General features: G+C 73.1%; 19 protein-coding genes. 13 read left to right on the forward strand and 6 right to left on the reverse strand.

Features of this window, described 5'->3' with window-relative positions; all coding sequences use genetic code 11:
- Positions 1 to 2 precede the first annotated feature (2 nt).
- The 10 genes from ACLQ2R_RS10590 to ACLQ2R_RS10635 all read left to right on the forward strand — a co-directional run bounded on the left by ACLQ2R_RS10590 (position 3) and on the right by ACLQ2R_RS10635 (position 11,605).
- Positions 3 to 902: a terpene synthase family protein gene (locus ACLQ2R_RS10590; RefSeq protein ID WP_425959212.1), complete on the forward strand. Its 900-nt coding sequence runs from the start codon at positions 3 to 5 to the stop codon at positions 900 to 902.
- A 35-nt stretch (positions 903 to 937) separates the two neighbouring features.
- The gene (locus ACLQ2R_RS10595; RefSeq protein WP_425959213.1) at positions 938 to 1,504 is read left to right on the forward strand and encodes an EF-hand domain-containing protein; all 567 of its coding nucleotides are present in this window, start codon (positions 938 to 940) and stop codon (positions 1,502 to 1,504) included.
- 185 nt (positions 1,505 to 1,689) lie between these two features.
- Positions 1,690 to 2,682, forward strand: a complete 993-nt coding sequence (locus ACLQ2R_RS10600) for a terpene synthase family protein (protein WP_425959214.1) — start codon at positions 1,690 to 1,692, stop codon at positions 2,680 to 2,682.
- A gap of 321 nt (positions 2,683 to 3,003) precedes the next feature.
- Entirely contained in the window at positions 3,004 to 4,962 is a 1,959-nt protein-coding gene (locus tag ACLQ2R_RS10605) for a sensor histidine kinase (protein WP_425959215.1), read from the forward strand.
- Between the two features lie 84 nt (positions 4,963 to 5,046).
- Positions 5,047 to 6,558, forward strand: coding sequence for a BTAD domain-containing putative transcriptional regulator (locus tag ACLQ2R_RS10610; protein WP_425959217.1), 1,512 nt, complete (start codon positions 5,047 to 5,049; stop codon positions 6,556 to 6,558).
- Between the two features lie 2 nt (positions 6,559 to 6,560).
- The gene (locus ACLQ2R_RS10615) at positions 6,561 to 8,699 is read left to right on the forward strand and encodes a sensor histidine kinase (RefSeq protein ID WP_425959218.1); all 2,139 of its coding nucleotides are present in this window, start codon (positions 6,561 to 6,563) and stop codon (positions 8,697 to 8,699) included.
- Positions 8,700 to 8,835: 136 nt separating this feature from the next.
- Positions 8,836 to 10,617 (forward strand): NAD+ synthase, encoded by a 1,782-nt coding sequence (locus ACLQ2R_RS10620; protein WP_425959220.1) that lies wholly within the window; start codon positions 8,836 to 8,838, stop codon positions 10,615 to 10,617.
- A 63-nt stretch (positions 10,618 to 10,680) separates the two neighbouring features.
- Positions 10,681 to 10,866: a hypothetical protein gene (locus ACLQ2R_RS10625; RefSeq protein ID WP_425959221.1), complete on the forward strand. Its 186-nt coding sequence runs from the start codon at positions 10,681 to 10,683 to the stop codon at positions 10,864 to 10,866.
- Positions 10,866 to 11,375: a DUF5753 domain-containing protein gene (locus tag ACLQ2R_RS10630; RefSeq protein WP_425959669.1), complete on the forward strand. Its 510-nt coding sequence runs from the start codon at positions 10,866 to 10,868 to the stop codon at positions 11,373 to 11,375. Before ACLQ2R_RS10625 ends, ACLQ2R_RS10630 begins: the two co-directional genes overlap by 1 nt.
- A complete protein-coding gene (locus ACLQ2R_RS10635; RefSeq protein ID WP_425959222.1) occupies positions 11,360 to 11,605 on the forward strand; it encodes a DUF397 domain-containing protein in 246 nt (81 codons plus the stop codon). Before ACLQ2R_RS10630 ends, ACLQ2R_RS10635 begins: the two co-directional genes overlap by 16 nt.
- Before the next feature lie 20 nt (positions 11,606 to 11,625).
- On the opposite strand, the gene ACLQ2R_RS10640 is transcribed toward ACLQ2R_RS10635, so the two are convergent.
- The 3 genes from ACLQ2R_RS10640 to ACLQ2R_RS10650 form a co-directional block, all read right to left on the reverse strand.
- Positions 11,626 to 12,243, reverse strand: a complete 618-nt coding sequence (locus tag ACLQ2R_RS10640) for a TetR/AcrR family transcriptional regulator (protein WP_425959223.1) — start codon at positions 12,241 to 12,243, stop codon at positions 11,626 to 11,628.
- 8 nt (positions 12,244 to 12,251) lie between these two features.
- On the reverse strand, positions 12,252 to 13,817 hold the full coding sequence (locus ACLQ2R_RS10645; protein WP_425959224.1) for an MFS transporter: 1,566 nt from the start codon (positions 13,815 to 13,817) through the stop codon (positions 12,252 to 12,254).
- Positions 13,818 to 14,104: 287 nt separating this feature from the next.
- Complete coding sequence (locus ACLQ2R_RS10650; RefSeq protein WP_425959225.1) at positions 14,105 to 15,412, reverse strand: MFS transporter; 1,308 nt, start codon at positions 15,410 to 15,412, stop codon at positions 14,105 to 14,107.
- Between the two features lie 383 nt (positions 15,413 to 15,795).
- Between ACLQ2R_RS10650 and panB the strand changes: the two genes are divergently transcribed.
- The gene (gene panB / locus ACLQ2R_RS10655; RefSeq protein ID WP_425959226.1) at positions 15,796 to 16,641 is read left to right on the forward strand and encodes a 3-methyl-2-oxobutanoate hydroxymethyltransferase; all 846 of its coding nucleotides are present in this window, start codon (positions 15,796 to 15,798) and stop codon (positions 16,639 to 16,641) included.
- Positions 16,642 to 16,794: 153 nt separating this feature from the next.
- Here the strand turns inward: panB and ACLQ2R_RS10660 are convergent, their stop codons facing one another.
- Together ACLQ2R_RS10660 and ACLQ2R_RS10665 are read right to left on the reverse strand one after the other, a co-directional pair.
- Entirely contained in the window at positions 16,795 to 17,706 is a 912-nt protein-coding gene (locus ACLQ2R_RS10660; RefSeq protein ID WP_425959227.1) for a threonine/serine dehydratase, read from the reverse strand.
- 144 nt (positions 17,707 to 17,850) lie between these two features.
- Positions 17,851 to 19,023, reverse strand: a complete 1,173-nt coding sequence (locus ACLQ2R_RS10665) for a trans-sulfuration enzyme family protein (protein WP_425959228.1) — start codon at positions 19,021 to 19,023, stop codon at positions 17,851 to 17,853.
- 62 nt (positions 19,024 to 19,085) lie between these two features.
- Here ACLQ2R_RS10665 and ACLQ2R_RS10670 point away from each other — a divergent pair, with 62 nt between their 5' ends.
- Positions 19,086 to 20,564 (forward strand): PLP-dependent aminotransferase family protein, encoded by a 1,479-nt coding sequence (locus ACLQ2R_RS10670; RefSeq protein ID WP_425959229.1) that lies wholly within the window; start codon positions 19,086 to 19,088, stop codon positions 20,562 to 20,564.
- A 7-nt stretch (positions 20,565 to 20,571) separates the two neighbouring features.
- On the opposite strand, the gene npdG is transcribed toward ACLQ2R_RS10670, so the two are convergent.
- The gene (gene npdG, locus ACLQ2R_RS10675; RefSeq protein ID WP_425959230.1) at positions 20,572 to 21,249 is read right to left on the reverse strand and encodes an NADPH-dependent F420 reductase; all 678 of its coding nucleotides are present in this window, start codon (positions 21,247 to 21,249) and stop codon (positions 20,572 to 20,574) included.
- 123 nt (positions 21,250 to 21,372) lie between these two features.
- Between npdG and ACLQ2R_RS10680 the strand changes: the two genes are divergently transcribed.
- Positions 21,373 to 21,951: a hypothetical protein gene (locus tag ACLQ2R_RS10680; RefSeq protein ID WP_425959231.1), complete on the forward strand. Its 579-nt coding sequence runs from the start codon at positions 21,373 to 21,375 to the stop codon at positions 21,949 to 21,951.
- Positions 21,952 to 21,974: the final 23 nt, after the last annotated feature.

Here is a 21,974-nt window from a genome sequence, read left to right on the forward strand (position 1 = left end):
CGATGACGAGCACCGAAGTCCACAGATCGCCGCGGGCGGCCGGCCGGGAGGCGGTGTCGGCCGGGCTGACCGAACGGCTCGCGGCACTGACCATGCCCTGCCCCGTACACCCGTCGTCACACCTGGTGGAGGCGGCCACCGCCGAATGGGCGCACGCCATGGGCCTGGAGCCCGACCCCGACGCCCCCTGGCTGGCCGGGCGGGCCTTCGCCCGTTGCGAGACGCGCGCGGTCACGCTCCTCGCCCGCTGGCTGACCCTGGCCGCGCGGCTGCGCGAGTCCCCCGGGGCGATCGGCGGGCTGCTCGCCGTGGCCGGGGGCGCTGAACCGGGTCCGGAGCCGCTGGAGCGGGCGTTCTCGGGCCTGTGGCGCTCCTGCGCGCCGGGGATGGGCGACGCGTGGCGCGCGCGGTTCACCGCGGCCCTCGCCGCCCAGCGCGAGGCGCTGCTCGCGACCGGGACGCCTGCGGCCGAGGAGTACCCGCCCCTGGGCAGGGACGCCTTCGGCCGCTACCTGTTCGACCTGGTGGAGCCGTGCCGCGAGACGGAGGTGCCCGAGGCGGTGGCCTCCAGCCGGCAGTGGCGGGCGCTGGCCGAGGCCGCCGCCGACGTGGCCGCCTGGTGCGTGGACGCGGAGGGCGGGCGCGGGTACGTGAGCGCCGCCGGGGCCCTCCTGGAACGTTCCACGGCAGGGACGGCCGAGGAGTGGGTGATCGACCGCCTGGCCGTGCGGATGGAGGAGCTGTGGGCCGCCGCCCGGGCGGTCCCGGCCCTCACCGAACGGCACGGCCTGGGCTTCGGCGCCTCCCGCGAGGTGACCGGGGTCGCATGCGCTTTCTTGACCGTTCCCAGGGCTTACCTGGAGTGGCTGATGCGGAAACCCCGCTATCGTCACTGCGGGTAACGGAATGAGTCCAACAAGTGACATGGGAGTAAACGGTGAGCACCACGCTCCTCAACCGCAAGCTGGACCGTGCCTTCGCGCACGTGGACGCGGACGGCAGCGGATCGATCGGGCGCGACGACCTGCTCGGCCTCGGCGCCCGGATCCTCGTCGGTTTCGGCGAGTCGCCGACCTCCCCGGCGGGCAGCAGGCTCGCCGGGGGCATCGAGGAGATCTGGCGGACGCTGACCGCGCAGCTCGGCGCCCGCGGTGACGCGATCTCTCCCGGGGGGTCCGGGGCCATCTCTCCCGAGGAGTTCCGGGCCGGGATGACCTCCGCGTTCGTCGAGGGCGACCGGTTCGAGGCGGTCTTCGAGCCGGCCGCGGCCGCGCTGGCGGGACTCTGCGACACCGACGGCGACGGCGCCGTGGGGCCGGACGGGTTCTGGGTGCTGATGGACGCGTTCGGCACCCCGCGCGAGGACGCGGCGGCCGCCTTCGCCCGGCTCGACGGCGACGGCGACGGCGCCGTGTCCGTAGGCGAGCTCGTGGAGGCCACGCGGCAGTTCTACACGAGCGCCGATCCGGACGTGGCCGGCAACTGGCTGTTCGGTCCGCTGTAGTGGCCCGCGTCCCGGCCTTCGGCGAGTCCCCGGCCCGTCCCCGGCCCCGTCCCGCGTCCCTGCCCCGTTTCCCCTCTCCCTTTCCCGCACCACCGGACCCTGCCGGTCCTGCCGGTTTCATCGGTCCTGCCGATTCCGTGAATCCCGATGCCCCCGCCGGCTCCGCCGGCCCCGAAGTGCCCGCCATGCCCGCCATGCCCGCCGGGACACTCCCCGGACGGCCCTCCGGGGTGGCCGCGGACGCGCTGCTCCCCCTGGTGGAGCTGGTGCCCGCGATGTCGGCGCCCTGCCGCATGCACCCCTCGGTGGAACTCATCGCGGCGGAACTGGCCCTCTGGGCCCGCGACACCGGGCTGGAGCCACCCCCGGGCGCCGGGTTCGAGCGGATGGCGGGGCGGGCGTTCGCCGCCTTCGACACGCGGGCGGCGTCGCTCTTCGCCAAGTGGCTGACCTGGCTGTTCCACTTCGACGACGAGTGGGACGAGAAACCCGCCGGGCGGGCCGCCGAGATCATGGAGACCGCCTTCGGCAGGCTCGACCGCCTCGCGCGGGCCTCCGCCCACGCCCGCTCACCCGTCGAGGTGGCCTTCGCCGACCTGTGGGAGACCACCTCGGGGCGGATGAGCACCCGGTGGCGGCACCGGTTCCTGGCGGGGCTGGCCGCGCAGGGCGAGGCCTGCCGTACCGAGGCGGAGAACCGGTGCGCGGGGCGGGTCCCCTCCCCCGCGGAGTACCCGCGCCTGCGGCGGGGCACCGCGGGCCCGTACCTGTTCGACCTGGTGGAGCCCTGCCTGGGGGTGGAGGTGCCCGCGGGACTGCGCGAGAGCGTGACCTGGCGGACGCTCGTGGACGCCTGCAACGACGTCACCGCGTGGTGCAACGACGTCGCCTCGCACCACAAGGAGCGGGCCAACGGCGACGTGCACAACTACGTGACGGTCGCCGCCACCGCGTTCGGGCTCTCCGACGGTGCCGCGGTCGCCTGGGTGAACGACCGGATCGCGGCCCGCGCCGAGGATCTGCGCACCTCCGCGCGGCGCCTGCCGGCGCTGTTCGACCGCTTCGGGTTCTCCACCTCCCAGGCCAGGGACGTCAGCAAGGTCGCGTGCGCCTTCCTGTCGGCGCCCCGGGCCCAGCTGGAGTGGCTGCTGGAGTCCAGCCGGTACGACGTGTCCTGACCTTCCGTCCCGCATGCCGGGGAACCGCTCGCGTCCACCCGGGAGCGGTTCCCCCCGGGCCCCGCTCGGCGACTCCCTCCCGGAACGATCTCCTTTGAGAGCGGCCCCCAGGACCGATCGACGTGGATTACGGCGGTCCGTGACGGGTGGACCGAAACCGCCGGGCCGCGGGGCCGCCGCCCGGCTCGCCTCGGCCCCACCCGGCGATCCGAGCAGTTCCGGGGCATACATGTAGATCCATCGGTCTTTAAACGCTTATTGATTAGATTGCGGCTTAAGCCGGTTAAGGTCCCTTCAAGTACACGATGAAGGGCCGGGACCATGCGCGGGCTGAACCGGGTGTCGCCCTGGGTGACGCCCGTGCGGGCGCGGATCACGGCGGTGCTGGTCACCGCGGCGTCCGTGGCGATGGAGTGCGTCAACATCTGGGTGACCGCGCGGCTCCCGCAGCCCTCCTACACGCCGCTGCCGTTCTCCCCGGAGGACGTGGCCGGCACCGCGTTCCCCGTCCTGGGGGCGCTGCTGGTCTTCCAGCGGCCCCGGCTGGTCATCGGCTGGCTGCTCTGCCTGGGCGGGGCGTTCTCCGCGCTCAACAGCCTCACGGTCAACGTCGCCCTGCTGCGGTACGGGCCGCGCCTGCCCGGCTCGCCCGAGGCGATCTGGACGGTCGCCGGGGTGAGCTGGGAGCTGGTCATCCTCTTCCTGACGGTGCTGCTGCCCCTGCTCTACCCCGACGGGAGGCTGCCGTCGCCGCGCTGGCGCCCGCTGGTGCGGGCCGCCCTCGCCGTACTGGCCGCCGACGCGGTCGCGACGAACCTCGCGTTCCTCCCCGCCCTGCGGCAGGTGGACCCGGCACCGGTCAGGTCCGTCCTGGGCGCGCTCACCAACGCGGTGATCCTCCTGTCCTTCGCCTCGCTGGCGGCGCGCTTCCGCGGGGCCGGCCCTGAGGAGCGGCGGCAGATCCTGTGGCCGCTGGTCGCGATCGCCACGGTGATCGTCCCCTGGGTGATGGGCAACCCGGTCCGGTGGCTGGCGTCGTTCACCATCCCCCTGGTCCCGGCCGCGATCACCTTCTCGGTGCTGCGGCACCGCCTCTACGGGATCGACACGCTCATCACCAGGACGCTGGTCGGCGCCGGTCTGGTCGGCGTGGTCGGCGGGGTGTACGTGGCGGCGGGCGCCGCCTCCAGCCTGTTCCTGTCGGACGTGGACCGGATCGGCGGCCTGGTCGCGGCGCTCTGCGCGGGGGCGTTCCTCCAGCCGATCCGGCGGATGCTCCAGCGCAACGCCGACCGGCTGCTCTACGGCAGCAGGGGCGACCCGGTGGCGCTGGCCGCCGAGCTCGGGCGCAGGCTCCAGCGCACCGACCCGCCCCAGGGGCTCCTCGCGGCCCTGGAGGTGCTGCGCGAGGGCCTGTCGGTCACCGGCACGGGTGTGCGGTTCCCGGACGGCCGGCCCGAGGAGGCCACGGTCGGCACGCTCGGCGAGGTCGCGCGCGACGTCCGGCTCGTCTGGCACGGCGAGCCCGTCGGGCGGCTGCTCATCGGCCCGCCGGGCGCCCGGCGCCTGCCGGCCGCGCACAACGAGCGGGTGATCGCCGCGCTCACCCCCTACGTGGCCGACGCCGCGCACGCGGTCCGGCTGGTCGGCGCGCTGCGGCGCTCGCGGGAGCGGATCGTCACCACCCGCGAGGAGGAGCGCCGCCGCCTGCGCCGCGACCTGCACGACGGTCTCGGCCGGTCGCTGAGCGGCATGGCGATGACCATCACCATGGCCAGGCACTCCCTGCGCACCTCCCCGGAGGCGGCCGAGCGCATGCTGGGCGAGCTGCGTTCCGGCATGGACGGCGTCACCGGCGACATCAGGCACCTGGTGTACGGCCTGCGCCCGCCCGCGCTGGACGAGCTCGGCCTGGCCGGGGCGGTGGCGGAGATGGCCGGCCCCGGCGTCGTCCTGGAGACCAGGGGCGAGCTGACGGGGCTCCCGGCCGCCGCCGAGGTGGCCGCGTACCGGATCGCGCAGGAGGCGCTGACCAACGCCCGCAGGCACGCCGGCGCCGCCACCGTGCGGGTCTGGCTGGAGCGGGGCGAGGACGGCCTGAGCGTCCGGGTGCGCGACGACGGGATCGGCCTCCCCGCCGGGCGGCGGGCGGGGGCGGGACTGGCGTCGATGCGCGAGCGCGCCGCCGAGCTGGGCGGCACCTGCATGATCACGACGCCGCCGGGTGGCGGCACCGTGATCGAGGCGGTACTGCCGGTGAACTTGAATGTGGAGATCTGACCACCGATGATTTCCTACGCCCTCGAACGATGGTGAGTGTTGCTCTATGACAGTGGCCCAGGTACTCCTACCCTTACGCCTGCAATGCTGACTTTTCGCGCTCTCGGACCGTTCCAGGCCCGTCACGACGACACGGTGCTCGACCTCGGCGGCCAGCGGCAGATGGCGGTGCTGGCCCGGCTCCTGGTGGCCGGTGGCCGCGCCGTGCCGGTGAGCATGCTGATCGACGAGCTCTGGCCGGGCGAGCCTCCCGCCCAGGCCCTGTCGACCATCCAGGGCTACGTGTCGCGGCTGCGGCGCGCCCTGGAACCCGGCCGCGCGCCGCGCGAGGAGGCGGAGGTCCTGGTCTCGGCCCCGCCCGGGTACGCGCTGCGCGCCTCCTCCGGCCAGGTGGACACCTGGCGGTTCGAGAGCGCCGTCAAGACCGCCGGCGAGCCCGCCGTGGTCTGGGAACGCCTGGACGCCGCGCTCGCCCTGTGGCGCGGCCCCGCCCTGGCCGAGTTCTCCGACCTGTCGTGGGCGGTGACCGAGGCCGGACGGCTGGAGGAGCTGCGGCTGATCGCGGTCGAGCGCCGCGCCGACGCCGGGCTCCTGCTGGGACACTCCGGCGCGCTGGTCCCCGACCTGGAGGCGCACGCCTCGGCGCACCCGCTGCGCGAGGAGGCCTGGCGGCTGCTCGCGCTCGCCCTGTACCGCAACGGCAGGCAGGGGGACGCGCTGGGCGCGCTCCGGCGGGCCAGGATGCTGCTCCGCGACGAGCTCGGCCTCGACCTGGGCGCGACCCTGCAGCGCCTGGAGTCGGACATGCTGGCGCAGGCCGTCCACCTCGACGCCCCGGCGGCGGCCGGGACCGGCACGACGGGCACGGCGGGCACGGCGGGCACGGCCGCGCACGCGGCGCCCGGCGACGAGGAGGAGGGGGCCGGATCCCCGCCGGGCCTGCGGGTCGTGGTCGTCGACGACCAGGCGCTGGTCCGCACCGGGCTGCGCGTGGTGCTGGACAGCGAGCCCGGCTTCCGGATCGTCGGGGAGGCGGAGAACGGCGAGCAGGCGATCGCGGTCGTCCGCGAGACCCGTCCCGACGTGGTGCTGATGGACATCCAGATGCCCAGGCTGGACGGGCTGACCGCCGCGCGGCGGATCCTGGCCGACGAGGCGCCGCCGAAGGTCGTCATGATGACCACCTTCGGCACGGACGACAACCTCTACGCGGCGCTGCGCGCGGGCGTGAGCGGTTTCGTGCTCAAGACCTCCGCGCCCGAGCAGCTCATCACCGCGATGCGGGCCGCGCAGGCCGGTGACGCGCTGATCGACCCCGCCGTGACCACCCGCCTGATCGCGGCCTTCGCCGGGCGCACCGACCCGGCCGCCCCGCCCGGCCTGGCCGGTCTCGGCGACACCGAGCTCGACCTGCTGAAGCTGGTCGCCCGCGGGCTGACCAACCGGCAGATCGCGGCGACCCTGGCGGTGCCGGAACGGGCGGTCTCGGAGTCGGTGGTCAAGCTCCTGGACCATCTGGGCCTGTTCGACCGGGCCCAGCTCGTCGTCACCGCCTACGAGTCGGGACTGGTCAGCCGCGGCGACGTGGTCAGATAGCGATGAGCCGGCGAGCCCGCGACCACGGCCGGGTGCTGGCCGGCGTCGGCGACGTGCCCCGGCGGGCCGTCGACGGCGTCGTCACGGTCGAGCCGTACCTCGCCGAGCCCGCCGTGCCGCTCGCGCGCGGGCTGCTCGGCTCCTGGCAGCGGGTCGCGGCGTTCGCGATGGCGGCGGTCTCGGTGACGCTCGTGGTGAGCACGATCGCGCTGGACCTGGCCCTGCCGGCCGAGTGGCTGCCGGATCAGCCCTTCATGCCCGACATGTCGTCGGGACTGACGTTCCCGGTGGTGGGCGCCTTCCTGCTGGCGCACCGCTCGCGGCCGGTCACGGCCTGGCTGATGTGCGCGGGCGGGCTGATGTGCTCGATCATGGTGTTCTCCGAGGCGTTGATGTTCACCTTCGCCGCCGCGGGGAACCTCGACGTCGCCGGTTACCTGCGCTGGTTCATGAGCCCGGGGAAGGTGATCGGCGGCACCCTGCTGGGGGTCATGCTCCCCCTCTACTCCCCCGACGGCCGGCTCCCCTCGCGGCGCTGGCGGCCGGTGGTGGTGGCCGCCCTGGTGGTGGGAGCGGTGGACATCGTGGCCACCACCGTCCGCCCGGCGCCCGCCCCGGCCCACTACCCCTGGCCTCAGGTCATCCCGAACGTGCTCGCGGTGGACGCGCTGGCCCCCTACAACCTGCCGGTGCGCCAGGTGACCTCCACCCTGGTCATCGGTTTCGTGGCCCTGGCGATGGTCTCCCTGCTGCTGCGCTTCCGGCGGGCGGACCCGGTCCTGCGCCGCCAGATCGCCTGGCCGCTGCTCGCGTTCGCCCTCTACGTCGTCCTGCTGCTGATCGGGTTCGTGCGCCTCGAACGCGAGTGGGCGCTGATCACCACGGTCTGGGCCGGCCTGATCCCGGTCGCCATCGCCTTCTCCGCGCTGAAGTACCGGCTGTACGGGATCGACACCGTGGTCAGCCGCGCCTTCGTGGCCGCCGGGCTGATCGCCGCGATCAGCGTCCTGTACGCGGTCGGCACGGTCGTCGGGCTGGCGCTGTCGGGCTACGACCGGATCGGCGGCCTGATCGCGGCCCTGCTGGCCGGAGTGGTCTTCCATCCGATCCGGCACCGGCTGCGGCGCCTGATCGACCGGCTCATGTACGGCACGCACGGCGATCCCCAGGCGCTCGCCGCCCGGCTGGCCGCGGAGGTCCGCGACAGCGAGCCCGCCAACGCCCTCGCCGCCGTCGCCTCGGTGATCAAGGACGGGCTGAGCGTCACCGGCGTCGCCGTCGAGGTCCACGAGCCCGGCGCCCGGCAGGTGCAGGTCGGCCTGCTGGGACCCGCGCCGCGCGGGGTGCCGCTGGTCTGGCACGGCGAGCCGGTGGGGCGGCTGCTGCTGGGGGTTCCGGGCCGGCGCAGGTTCGCGGCGGCGCACAACGACCGCCTGGTGGCCGCGGCGACCCCGTACGTCGCCGACGTGGTGCACGCCGTCCGGATGACCGCCGACCTGCAGCGGTCCCGGGAGCGCATCCTGACCGCCCGCGAGGAGGAGCGCCGCCGGCTGCGCAGGGACCTGCACGACGGGCTCGGCCACGCGCTGACCGACATGGCGATGTCGATCAACATGGCCAGGATCAGCCTGCGCTCCGCCCCCGCCTCGGCCGACCGGCTCCTGATGGAGCTGCGCGGCGGCATGGACGCGGTCAGCCAGGAGATCAGGGACCTGGTGTACGGCCTGCGCCCGCCCACGCTGGACGAGCTCGGCCTGGCCGGGGCGGTACGGGCGCTGGCGCAGGAGGGGGGCCCGAAGGTCACCGTGGAGACCGAGGGCGACCTGTCGGACCTGCCGGCCGCGGCCGAGGTGGCCGCCTACCGCATCGCGCAGGAGGCGCTCACCAACGTCCGCAAGCACGCCGGGGCCGCCCGCGCGGTCGTCTCCCTGCGGCGCGCGGAGTCGCTGACGGTACGCGTCCAGGACGACGGGACCGGCCTGCCCTCCGGGCCGCGCTCGGGGGTCGGGCTGCTGTCCATGCGCGAGCGCGCCGCCGAACTGGGCGGGACCTGCGTGATCGAGACGTCCCCCGGCGGCGGCACGGTCGTGGAGGCCGTCCTGCCCCTGCCCGCCGTACCGGCCGTGACGGGCCACCGGTGAGGCGTCCCTGTCGGCGGCCGGGAATCCCCGAACAGCGGTGAGACGCCCTGATCACCGGTGATGCGTCCCGGCCCGCGGTGAGACAGTCCGGGCACCGGTTAACCTCGCCGTCACAGGTCAAACCTAGGATGAGCGGGTGGCTCAACTCCGCATCGCCCTGGCCCAGACCAATCCCTCCGTCGGTGACCTCGCCGCCAACACGGACCGGCTCGTCGAGTGGACCCGGCGCGCCGCCGACCGTGGCGCGCACCTCGTGGTCTTCCCCGAGATGTTCCTGACCGGCTACCCCGTCGAGGACCTGGTGCTGCGCACCTCGTTCGTGGAGGCGTCCGTCGCCGCGGTCGAGGAGGCCGCGCGGCGGCTTCAGGAGGCCGGGCTCGGCGAGATCCCCGTGGTCGCCGGCTACGTCGACCGCGCGCGGCTCGCCCCCCGGGTCGGCCAGCCCAAGGGCGCCCCGCTGGACGCCGCCGCGCTGCTGCACCGGGGACGGGTGGTGACCAGGACCGCCAAGCACCACCTGCCCAACTACGGCGTCTTCGACGAGTACCGCTACTTCGTCCGCGGCGACCGGATGCCGATCTTCCGGCTGCACGGCGTCGACGTGGCGATCGCGGTCTGCGAGGACCTCTGGCAGGAGGGCGGCCCGGTCGCGGTGGTGGCCAGGGCCGGAGCCGGGCTGCTGGTCGTGCCGAACGCCTCCCCGTACGAGAAGGAGAAGGACGACGTACGGCTCGCGCTGGTGGCCAGGCGCGCCCGCGAGGCGGGGTGCGCGCTCGCCTACGTCAACCAGGTCGGCGGCCAGGACGAGCTGGTCTTCGACGGCGACTCCCTGGTCGTCTCCGCCTCCGGCGAGCCGGTCGCACGCGCGGCGCGCTTCCGTGAGGAGCTGCTGGTGGTGGACCTGGAGCTGCCCGAGGGCGGCGGCGAGCCCGGCACGTTCCAGGTCGACGCCGCCGACGGCACCGAGATCACGGTGGAACGGCTGGAGCTGTCGGCCCGCCCCCTGGACGCCTACGAGCCGGAGCCACCCTCGGTCGCCGATCAGCTCGACGACACCGCCGAGGTCTACTCGGCGCTGGTCCTGGCGGTCCGCGACTACGTCGCCAAGAACGGCTTCACCTCGGTCGTCCTCGGCCTGTCCGGCGGGATCGACTCGGCGCTGACCGCCACGATCGCCTCCGACGCCCTCGGGCCCGACCGGGTGCACGCGGTGCTGATGCCCTCCCGCTACTCCTCCGACCACTCGCTGAGCGACGCGCTGGAGCTGGTCGAGCGGCAGGGGATCAACGCCCGCACGGTGCCGATCGCCGACATCGTCGGCGGCTTCGAGAAGGAGGTCGAGCTCACCGGGATCGCCGCGGAGAACCTCCAGGCCCGGGTACGCGGCATGATCCTGATGGGCCTGTCCAACGAGCACGGCCACCTCGTCCTGACCACCGGCAACAAGAGCGAGCTGGCCACCGGGTACTCCACCCTCTACGGCGACTCGGCGGGCGGTTTCGCGCCCATCAAGGACGTGCTCAAGACCCTGGTGTGGGACCTGTCGCGCTGGCGCAACGCCCAGGCGGGCCGCTCGGACGAGCTCCTGCACGGGTTCGCGGTGCCGCCGATCCCGGAGAACTCCATCGACAAGGAGCCCAGCGCGGAGCTGCGGCCCGACCAGCGCGACACCGACTCGCTGCCCGACTACGCGATCCTGGACCGGCTGCTCGGCGACTACGTCGAGAAGGACATGGGCTCCGCCGAGCTGATCGCGGCCGGGCACGACCCCGAGCTGGTCACCCGGGTGATCCGCCTGGTCGACCTGGCCGAGTACAAGCGCCGCCAGTATCCCCCGGGCCCGAAGATCACCCCCAAGAACTTCGGCCGCGACCGCCGCCTGCCCATCACCAACCGCTGGCGCGAGACCACCGTCTGACGGCACGGCCGTTTCCGGCCGTCGGGCTCCCTCGCCAGAAGAATGATCAGTACAGTTGTCAGGGTGCGTCATGTCGCGGGATGTGCCCTGATACTGCTTCTGGCCGTCGGCTGCGGCAGTGACGGCCCAGCGCTGGACGAGGCCGCCAGGACGCTGGCCCAGGACGCGAAAAGACTTGAGGCGTTCCATCCGGCGGCGAACAAGAAAATCGTCGACAGGACCGGAGAAGAGGCTGGCACCCGCTCCTGATCCCCGGTCTCCTCCAGACCCCCGACTACGCCCGAACGGTCCTGGAGGCCTATCCGGGGACGACCGACGAGCGGGTGCAGGAGCTGCTGACCGCACGCCTGGAGCGCCAGAGGCTTCTGGCGCGCGACGACCCTCCGCCGCTGTGGACCGTGCTCGACGAGGGGGTGCTGCACCGCGGTGTCGGAAGCCCGGAGATCATGCGCGATCAGCTCGCCGCGCTTCTGGCCGCGTCCGAACGCAGAAACATCTCCATCCAGATCGTTCCGAAAAGCGCCTATGTGACGGGCGGTGCGATCGCGGGCCTGGAAGGAGGATTCTTCATTGCGAGCGTCGAAGGCAGCCTGGATAGTGTATTCATGGAGTCCGCTGCCGTAGGAAATGTCACGGACCATCCTCGCGACGTGGCGGCGATCTGCAGGCGGTACGAAGCGGTCCGCTCGGCGGCCCTGCCCGAGCGGGCGAGCGCCGACCTGATAGCGAAGGTGATGACGCAATGGCAGCAGACCTGACCGGCGTGACCTGGCGCAAATCCTCTTTGAGCGGATCCAGCGGCGGCGAGTGCGTCGAGGTGGCCGTCATCGACGCCTCCCCCACCGGGCACAAGGCGCACCTCGGGGCGCTGCACGTGCTGCGCGACTCCAAGGACCCCGGTGGGCCGACGCTTTTCTTCACCCGCGACGAGTGGGACGTCTTCGTCGCGGGTGTGAAGCTCGGCGAGTTCGACCACCTCGGCACCTGACCCCCGTACGGGAGGGTGCGTCAGGGGCCGAGGCCCGCCAGGAGCTGGTCGACGACCCGTTCGGCCAGGTCCGGGCTGGAGTGGTCGCCCGTGGTGCGGATGTACCACATGACGGTTCCCACCAGGGTCGCCATCGCGATCGCGAGGTCGAGGTCGGCCCGGAGCTCCCCGGTGGCGATGCCGCGCCGCAGCAGGGCGGTGACGACCGCCTTGCGCGGCTCGATGGCCTCCTGCTGGATGCGTCCCACCAGGCGTGGGTGCCGTTCCGCCTCGTTCATCGCGATGCTCATCACGCACCGGCTGCGCGCGTCGTTCGCGTCACTCTGGAAGACCCGCATGCAGGCGATCAGGTCGTCGCGGACCGAGCCGCCCCCCGGCGGGGGGAACGGCGACTTGAGGGTGGCCACCGCGTCGACGAACAGGTCCTCCTTGCTGGACCAGCGCCGGTAGATGGTGGTCTTGCCGACCCCCGCCCGAGCCGCGATCGCCTCGATCGACAGCTCGAAGAGACCCATCCCCTCCCCGATCATGTCAAGGGTGGCGTCGATGATGGCCTTCTCCGCCTTGGCACTGCGAGGGCGGCCCGCGGGGCGGGCGGCGGGAGAGGCGGTCGTCGGGGTCTCTTCGGTGCTCGTCATCGCGATCCTTACACTACTGCCGGTTCCTTGTCGTGATCGATGGTCTTCGGGGCGGGGGTGGCGGCTGACCTGCCGGGCAGCCACTTGAGCACCACCAGTGCCCCGACCAGCGCGATCGCGGCGGAGACCAGGGCGGTGACGTGCATCCCCTCGATGAAGGCGAGCTTCGCCGGGTCGATCAGCGCCGCGCCACGGGCACCGAGTTGCTGGGCCACGCTGAGCGTGCCGGTCAGCGACTCACCCGCGATGTGCCTGGCCTCCTCGGACAGCCCGTTCAGCGCCGGGCTGATCTGGTCGCGGTAGGTGGCCGAGAGGAGCGAGCCGAGCAGCGCCACGCCCAGGGCACCGGCCACCTGGCGGATGGTGTTGCTCATCGCCGAGCCCACACCGGCCTTCTCCCGGGGAAGCGCCTCCATGATCGCGGTGGTCGCGGGGGGCATGATGTTGGCCATCGCCGCGCCCTGGACGAAGAACACGATCTCCAGCGCGAGGATCGGGGTGTTCTGGTCCATCAGCGAGTAGGAGGCCAGCGCGCAGGCCACGATGACCATGCTGACGGTCGCGGACAGCTTGCCGCCGAAGCGCCTGGCCATCTGCTGGCTGAGCGGGGCGAAGATGAGCTGCGCGGCGGCGAAGGGGATCATCAGGGCACCCGCCTGGAGCGCGCTGAAGCCCAGCACGATCTGCAGGTAGAAGACCAGGAAGAACATCGCGCCCATCATCGCGAAGAACACGATGCCGATCATGCCGATCGCGGTGGCGAAGCGGGGGTCGCGGAAGTAGCGGACGTCGAAGGCCGGGTGGTCGATGCGGCGCTCGTACCAGACGAAGGCCGCCAGCACGGCGACGCCCAGGAGGGTCGGGACCAGTACCTGTGCGCTGGCGATCGTGGCCAGCTCGCCGCCCCGGATGATGCCGTACGTGACGGCGACCAGGCCGATGATCGACAGGACCACCCCGACGGGGTCGAGCCTGGAGGGCTTGGGGTCACGCGACTCGGGCACCACCAGGCCGATGAGCACCATGCTGACCGCGACGATCGGCAGGTTGATCAGGAAGACCGAGCCCCACCAGAAGTGCTCGATGAGCAGGCCGCCGGTGATCGGCCCGATCGCCACGGCCAGGCCCACCCCCGCGGCCCAGACGCCGATCGCCTTGCCGCGCTCCTGCGCGGGGAAGACGTTGGAGATGATCGCCAGCGTGGCCGGCATGATGGCGGCGCCGCCGATGCCCATGAACGCGCGGGCGACGATCAGCTGCGTGGGGTCCTGGGCGTACGCGCTGGCCAGCGAGGCCAGGCCGAAGAGCACCATCCCGACCAGGAGCATGCGCTTGCGTCCGGTCCGGTCGCCGATCACGCCGAAGGTGAACAGCAGGCCCGCGAAGACGAGCGTGTAGGAGTTGATGGCCCATTCCAGCTGGCTCTGGGTCGCGCCCAGGCCCTCCGGGGAGGGGGAGGCGATCGTCTTGAGCGCCACGTTGAGGATGGTGTTGTCCAGCACGACCGCCAGGAGGCTGAAGACCAGCACTCCCAGGATCTGCCACCGTCTGGGATGGCCGAGTTGTTGTTCCACGATTGCCCCGTGTTTCGATACGTCTTAGTTTCGAAACATCACCGTATCGCCCATCTTTTCGATACGCAACCGTACCGTTTCTGACGGGCCGGGACAGTGTGCCGGCGCGACACGGGAGTGCGCCGAAGAGGGTGGAACGGCCGAGCGGAACCATGCTGAATCAGGCTGGACGGAACAGCCGGACCTGAGCGGACCAAGCCAGAGCGGACCAAGCCAGGCCGGACCGAACCGCGCCAGGCCGGGCCGGGTCGGGCCAAGGCGGGTCGGGTCGGGTCGGGTCGGGGCGGTCAGGTGGTGGCCGACGCCGACTGCTCCACAGAGCCCGAGGCTGGGGCGGAACCAGAATCGGAGCCGGAATCGGACGGGGAGTCGAGATCCGACTTCCCGTCGGAGTCGGGCTTCGCGACCGGGTCCGTGGTCGAGGAGTCCGATCCTCGCCGCCAGAACGGCAGGGCGATGAGCACCATCGTCACGCTCACCAGCCCGGCGAAGGCGAAGGCCCAGCCGGGGCCGGGGCCGTCGATGATCGCACCCGAGATGGGCGACGCGACGCCGATACCGATCAGCAGGGCCGTACCGTGCAGGCCCATCGCCTCGCCCCGGGCTCCGGCCGGGACCCAGCGGGTCATCACCTCGATCGTGGACGACAGCGCCGGAGCGCACAGCACGCCGGCCGGCAGCATGGCCAGGAGCAGCCAGAGCCAGTGCCCGTCGACCAGCCCGATCGGGATGGTGAGCACTCCCATGCCACCGATCAGGACCAGGGGCGACACCCCCCGGGGCAGCATGCCGTACACGAAGCCGCCCACCAGCGAGTAGAAGCACCACAGGGCGATCGCCAGCCCGAGCCACTCGCTGGCGTGCCCCTCCTTCATCGTCGCCACCAGCGCGAGCTCGGTGGCGGCCAGCACGAACGTCGCCGCCATGACCGTGCCGAGCAGGCCGAACAGGCGAGGGGTGAGCCACTGGCGCCGCGGGACGCGGGCCGCGGGCTCCCGCAGCTCCTCGGCCGAGCGGACGGGCGGGTTCAGCACCAGCAGCGTCGTTCCCGAGACGACCAGGCCGACGGCGACGATGCCCATGGTGGGGACGCTGCCCAGAAGGGCGACCCCGGCGACGGCCAGGGCGGGTCCCACCATGTAGGAGAACTCCACCAGGATGGAGTCGAGGGAGAACCCGACCCTGTGCTGCTCCGGCGGCACCAGCGCCGCCAGGCACTGCCTGATCACGCTGAAGACGGGCAGGCTCAGCAGGCCCGCCGGGACCGCGGCGGCGAGCAGCAGAGGGAACGGCATCAGCCAGGCGGTGGACCAGAAGAGGAGCTGGGCGAGCGTGGTCACCGCCAGCACCGGGCGCAGGCCGTAGCCGTCGACCAGCCTTCCGACCAGCGGCGACCCGACGGCCGTCCCCACGGTGCTCGCCGTGGTCACCAGACCGGCCTGGACATAGTTCAGGCCGAGCCCGCTCGGGTCGACGACGTGCAGGGTCAGCGTGATGGACACCGCGGTCGTCGGCACCCTGGCGAGCATTCCCACCAGCAACAACGACCGCACGCCCGGTAGTGCCAGCAGGCGGCGGTAAGGTTCGACAGCCATGGTGATTACTTACCTCCACGGGCATTCTGCCGTACGCCACCGGGGTCCCCGCCACCGGATTACCCCGTGGCCCTTCCGGGGGCCGGGGCCGGGAGACCGACGAGGGCCGAGCCCGGGCCCTGCGGGGAAAGGGCCTCGACCCCCGTGAGAAACGGCCTGGCGACCCCGTGAGAAGCGGGCCGGGAACCCTGTGAGAGGCGGGCCGGGGACGCCGCGGGAAGCGGGACGAGGGCGGGATCCTCGGCCGGACGCCCGTGGAACGGCCCTGTGCCGGGGGCGGATTACCTGGCCGATCGGGTCTGTTGAACCTGCCGGGCGCGTGCAATCATCGAACCGTCCGGGGACGCCACTGGGGCGCCTCGAGACTTCACTGGAGGTCCCACATGTCCTCTTCCGTCACCAACCGGCCGACCTCCCTCTACGGCGGCCAGGCTGGACGCAGGATCACCGTACGCGACATCGCCGCCGCCAAGGAGCGGGGCGAGCGGTGGCCGATGGTCACCGCGTACGACGCGATGACCGCCAGGATCTTCGACGAGGCCGGCATCCCCGTGCTGCTCGTCGGCGACTCCGCCGCCATGGTCGTGTACGGGTACGACTCGACGCTCCCGGTGTCGGTGGACGATCTCATGCCCCTGACGGCGGCCGTGGTCCGCGGTTCCTCGCGCGCCCTGGTCGTGGCCGACCTGCCGTTCGGCTCCTACCAGGCCTCCCCCCAGCAGGCCCTGGAGACGGCCACCCGCTTCATGAAGGAGGCCGGGGCGCACGCCGTCAAGCTGGAGGGCGGCCGCCGGGTCATCCCCCAGGTCGAGGCCCTGGTCTCGGCGGGCATCCCGGTGATGGCCCACCTGGGCCTGACCCCCCAGTCGGTCAACGCCCTCGGCGGCTACCGGGTGCAGGGCCGCGGCCAGTCGGGGGACGAGCTGATGGCCGACGCCAAGGACCTGGAGTACGCCGGGGCGTTCTCGGTGGTGCTGGAGTGCGTGCCCGTGGACCTGGCCGAGCGGGTCACCGCCTCCCTGTCGATCCCGACGATCGGCATCGGCGCCGGGCCCGGCACGGACGCGCAGGTTCTCGTCTGGCAGGACCTGATGGGCCTGACCGCGAGCCCGGCGAAGTTCGTCAAGAAGTACTTCGACCTGGCCGGGGAGATGGACAAGGCGGTGCGCGCCTTCGCCGACGAGGTGACGACCGGCGCCTTCCCCACCTCCGAGCACAGCTACCGCTGACGAACCCTGCCCCGGGTACGGCCGCCGCCGACACCCCCGAGCGCGGCTACCGCTGAAGGACCCGCTGAAGGACCCGGTCCCACCGACCCCGGGAACGGCTACCGCCGGCGGACCCGACCCGCCACCCACGCCCCGGCGAACCCCGGGGCCGCCTCAGGTGAGGGTGGCGGGGTCGGTGTTGGCGCCGCACACCACGACCGCCACCCGTTCCCCGGGGGCCGGGCGGTAGGCACCCGACAGCAGCGCCGCGTAGGCGGCGGCCCCGGCGTGCTCGACGGCGATCCGCAGGTCGCGCCACATCGCGCGCCGCGCCTCGACGATGGCCTCGTCCGTGACCAGGACGCTCTCCACCCCGGCCGCACCGGTGATCTCGTAGGCGAGCGCACCGGCACGGCTCGCGCCCAGCGCGTCGGCGCCGACCCCCGAGACCTGGACGGGAACGGGCCCGCCGGCCGCCAGGGCCCGGTTCAGGGTGGGGATGAGCTCCGGCTCCACGGCGACCACCCGGGCCCGGCCGTCGAGGGCGACGGTGATCCCGGCGACGAGCCCGCCGCCGCCGACCGCGACCAGGACCGTGTCGACCCCTCCGGTCTGCTCCAGCGTCTCCAGGCCGACCGTGCCCTGCCCGGCGACCACCTCGGCCTGGTCGTAGGCGTGCACGTCCAGCGCCCCGGTCTCGGCCGCGCGCTTGACCGACATCTCGTACGCCTCCGCGTAGAAGGCGCCGGCCTGCGTCACCTCGGCGCCCAGCGCGCGCAGCCCGGCCACCTTCACCGGGCTTGCCACCGTCGGGACGAAGATCTCCGCCCGGACGCCCAGGTCGCGGGCCACGTGCGCCACGGCCAGGCCGTGGTTGCCCCCGCTGGCCGCGACCAGTCCCGCCTCCGGGATCTCCGGCGCCGACAGCGCCCTGTTGAAGCCTCCCCTGGCCTTGAACGACCCCGAGTGCTGGAGCGACTCCAGCTTCATGAACAGCCCGGGCGACACCTCTATCACCGGTGTGCGCCGGACATGCCCGGCGATACGTCCCGCGGCCTGCTCCACGTCCCCGATCGACACGCTCACGCGCGTCCCCCTTCCACGGCGGGCGGATCGTCGAGGCCCCGGGGTGTTCCGGCGACCTCCGTGCCGCAGTCTAGGAGACGCCCCGACGGTCGCCCGCGGGCCTTCCGCCGGGCGGACGTACGGGCGGACGTACGGGCGGGCCGGTCAGGAGAGCGCCTGCTCGATGTCGGCCCACAGGTCCTCGATGTGCTCGATGCCCACGGCCACCCGTACGGTGCCCTCGCCGATCCCGTGCCGCGCCAGTTCCTCGGCGGTCAGCGTGCGGTGCGAGGTGGTCGCCGGGTGCAGGATGAGCGTCTCGACGCCGCCGAGGGACGGGGCCAGCAGGGCCAGGCGCACCGCGCTCATGAACCGCTCCCCCGCCTCCCGCCCGCCGACCAGGTCGAAGGAGAACACCCCGCCGAAGTCGGGCAGGAGCTTGGCCGCCAGCTCGTACGAGGAGTGCGAGGGCAGGCCCGGCCAGTACACGGTCGAGACCGCGGGGTGGGCGTCCAGGCGGGTGGCCAGCTCGCGGGTGTTGAAGCAGTGGCGCTCCATCCGCAGCGCCAGCGTCTGCATGCCGCGCAGGGTGAGCCAGGCGGCGAACGGGTCCGGGGTCGAACCCAGCTTGCCGGCGAAGGCCCACACCTTGCGGTACAGCTCGTCGGAGGCGAACACGGCGATCCCGCCGAGCACGTCGGTGTGGCCGCTGAGGTACTTGGTGGTGGAGTGCACCACGATGTCGGCGCCGTGCTCGATCGGCCGGCACAGGATCGGGGAGGCGAAGGTGTTGTCGACCACGGAGATCAGGCCGGCCTCGCGGGCCACGGCGCACATGCCGGGCAGGTCGGCGACCTGGGTCACCGGGTTGGCGATGGTCTCCAGGTAGACGAGCTTCGTCTCGGGCCGTACGGCCGCGCGCAGCTCCGCCGGGTCGTCCTCGGCGACGTAGGTGACCGCGATCCCGAACCGGCCCGCCATGTCGTTGATCATCGCGGCGGTGCCGCCGTAGAGCGGCTTCTGCGCGATCAGGTGGTCGCCGGGGGCCAGCAGCCCGAACAGCACGGCGTTGATGGCTCCCATGCCGGAGCCGGTGGCCACGGCGCCCACGCCGCCCTCCAGGCCGGAGACGGCCTCCTCCAGGGAGCGGACCGTCGGGTTCGACATGCGCCCGTAGACGTAGGCCCCGTCGGGGCGGCCCATGCCGTCGGCGAAGACGGCCGGGTCGTCGAAGGCGAAGCCCGAGGTCTGGTAGAGCGGCACCGTGATGGGACGGCTGCCGTTCAGCGGCGGCTGGGGAAGGTGGACGGTGCGGGTCTCCGGACGGAAATCAGTCATGGACCAAGGATGTACGCAAAATAGGCTCCTTGTCAGATCCAATCCGGCAAGATTGGTTCATCATGGGAGCCAATAACGACGAACTGATCGCCAGGCTCGGCCGCTGGTCGTCCGGCAGGGGGCCGCTCTACGTGCTGCTCGCGGCACGGCTGCGCGCCCTCGTCGACGACGGCGAGCTGCGCCCGGGCACGCGGCTCCCGCCCGACCGGGAGCTGGCGCGGTCACTGGCGGTCGGGCGGGGCACCGTGGTCGCCGCCTACGACCTGCTCCAGCAGGAGGGCCGGGTGGTACGGCGCCAGGGCAGCGGCACCCGGGTCTGCGCCGCCCAGCACCTGCCCCCCGGCATCGCCGGCGTCAACGGCGGGAGCACACACGGCACGAGCACGGGCGACACCGGCGGCACGACGGCCAACCCGCTGCTGCTGCACCTGCTGGACCCGCCCGAGAGCGTCGTCCTGCTGAGCTGCGCCGCCCCGGAGGAGCCCCCGCCGATCCTGGCGGAGGCCTACCTCGAGGCCGTGGCCCGGCTGGGCCGGATCCGGCACGACATCGGCTACCACCCGGCCGGCTACCCCGAGCTGCGCGAGCGGATCGCCTCCTACTACCGGGCGCGCGGCGTCCTCACCTCCCCCGGGCAGATCCTGGTCACCAACGGCGCCCAGCAGGCCCTGACGCTGCTGGCGAACCTGCTGCTGTCGCCCGGCGACACCGTGCTGACCGAGGCCCCGACCTACCCCGGCGCGCTGGAGTCCTTCCGGGAGGCGGCCGCCCTGTTCCGCACGGCCGCCGACGCCGAGGAGTTCGGCGCCGCGCTGGCGGACCGCCCCGCCCTGGGGTACCTCATCCCGACCTGCCACAACCCGACCGGCACGATCATGCCGCCGCTGGTACGGCGCCGCCTGGCAGCCCTGGCCGCCGAGCACGACGTGCCGCTCGTCGAGGACGAGGTCCCGGCCGAGCTGTGCTTCTCCGGCGAGACCCCTCCCCCGCTGGCGCACTACGGGGACGGGCGGCGGATCATCACGGTCGGCTCGCTCAGCAAGCTCGTCTGGGGCGGGCTGCGGGTCGGCTGGATCCGCGCGGCGTCACCGGTGATCTCCCGGCTGGTGCGGCTGCGCGCCGTCCACGACCTGGGCGGTGAGATCGTCGGCCAGCTCGCGGCGACGCGGCTGATCTCGCAGGTGGAGCGGCTCCGCGAGGACCGGATCACCGTCCTGCGGCGCCGCCACGACCATCTCCTCGGCGAGCTCGCCGCGAGGCTGCCCTCGTGGCGCGCGGAACCCGCCCTCGGCGGGCAGACGATCTGGGTACGGCTCCCCGCAGGCGACGCCGGCGCCTTCGCCCAGGTCGCGCTCAGGCACGGGGTGGCGGTGCCGCAGGGGCGTTCCTTCGACCCCTCGGGCGGCCACGGCGACCACCTGCGGCTGCCGTTCCTGTCCCAGGAGGACAGGCTCACCGAGTCCGTCGCGTCGCTGGCCGCGGCCTGGCGCGACTACGACGGCACCCGCCGTCCCGGCACCCTGCAGGCGCTCGTCGTCTGAGGGACGGTCAGATGTCGGTGAGGCGCAGGCCGGCGTGGGCCTTGTAGCGGCGGTTGATCGAGATGAGGTTGGCCGTCAGCGCCTCGACCTGGTGGGCGTTGCGCAACCGGCCGCCGTACACGCCGCGCACGCCCGGGATGCGGCCCGCGAGCCCCCGGACGATGTCGGTGGCCTCGCGGTCCTCGCCCAGGACGAGCACGTCCAGGTCGATCTCGGCGACCTCCGGGTCCAGCAGCAGGATGGCCGAGACGTGGTGGAAGGCGGCGACCACCCGGCTGTCGGGCAGGACCGCGGCGGCCTGCTGGGCGGCGCTCCCCTCCTCGACCGGGAGGGCGTAGGCGCCCTGCTTGTCGAAGCCCAGCGGGTTGACGCAGTCGATGACGATCTTCCCGGCCAGCTCGGCGCGGAGGGACTCCAGCGTGGAGCGGTGCCCGTCCCAGGGAATGGCCACGATCACCACGTCGGCCTCGGCCGCCACGGACGCGTTGTCGGCCCCGCGTACCGGCCCGCCGAGGGCCCGCGCCGCCTCCTGGGCGCGCTCGGCGCTCCGCGAGCCGATCAGCACGGTGTGTCCCGCGAGGGCGAAACGCCGGGCCAGCCCCTTGCCCTGGTCTCCGGTACCGCCCAGGATGCCGATCGAGATGCCGCTCACGTCCGGAACATCGGTCGGATTGTCAGTGCTCACTCGCCGCTCCTCGTCGTCCCCGGTCACTCGGAGCCGGACTCCGTCGACCATATCGCCTGTTCCGATCATCTCAGGATCGCGTTCCCCGGATCGCCGCGGGGTCGGTGAGGCACGATAGGCCCCATGGACACCGGTTCGGTGACACTGCTGCGCGAGATGCTGGCCTCCACCGGCTGGGTCGAGCGGACCCGCGAGCTCGGCCTCGCCCTGCGCGCGACACGCTCCCCCGGCGGGCTGATGGTGGTGGGCACCCCCGAGGAGGAACCCTGGCACCTGACCGCGCACCTGGGTGACGAGGCCAGGCTGTCCGGGCTGCCGCAGCTCGCCCCCACGCTGGTCCGCTGGGCGCCCGCCCCGGACGCGCCGGCGCACCTGCGGGTCGGGCTGGAGAGGATCGGGCGGGCGCGACGGGGCGAGACCCTGTTCGTGGTGGCCGAGGAGGCGGCTCCGGAGACGCTGCTGGAGCGGGTGAGCGACGCCCGCAGGACCGGCACGACGATCCTGGCCCTGGACGGCGGCGACACCGAGCTGGCCGCCCTGGCCCACGACGCGCTGACGATCCCCGAGCGGGCGCCGTTCTCCTTCGACGGCGCCCAGCACCTGGTCAGCATGGCCGCGGGCGAGGCCGGCCGCCGCCCCGGGCTGCGCGACCGGCTGGCCAGGCTGCTGGAACGGGTCAGCGGCCCCCGGATCACCGACTAGTCCCCGGATCACCGGACGGGCCG

This window comes from Streptosporangium sp. DT93 (assembly GCF_049844535.1).
GTDB lineage: Bacteria > Actinomycetota > Actinomycetes > Streptosporangiales > Streptosporangiaceae > Streptosporangium.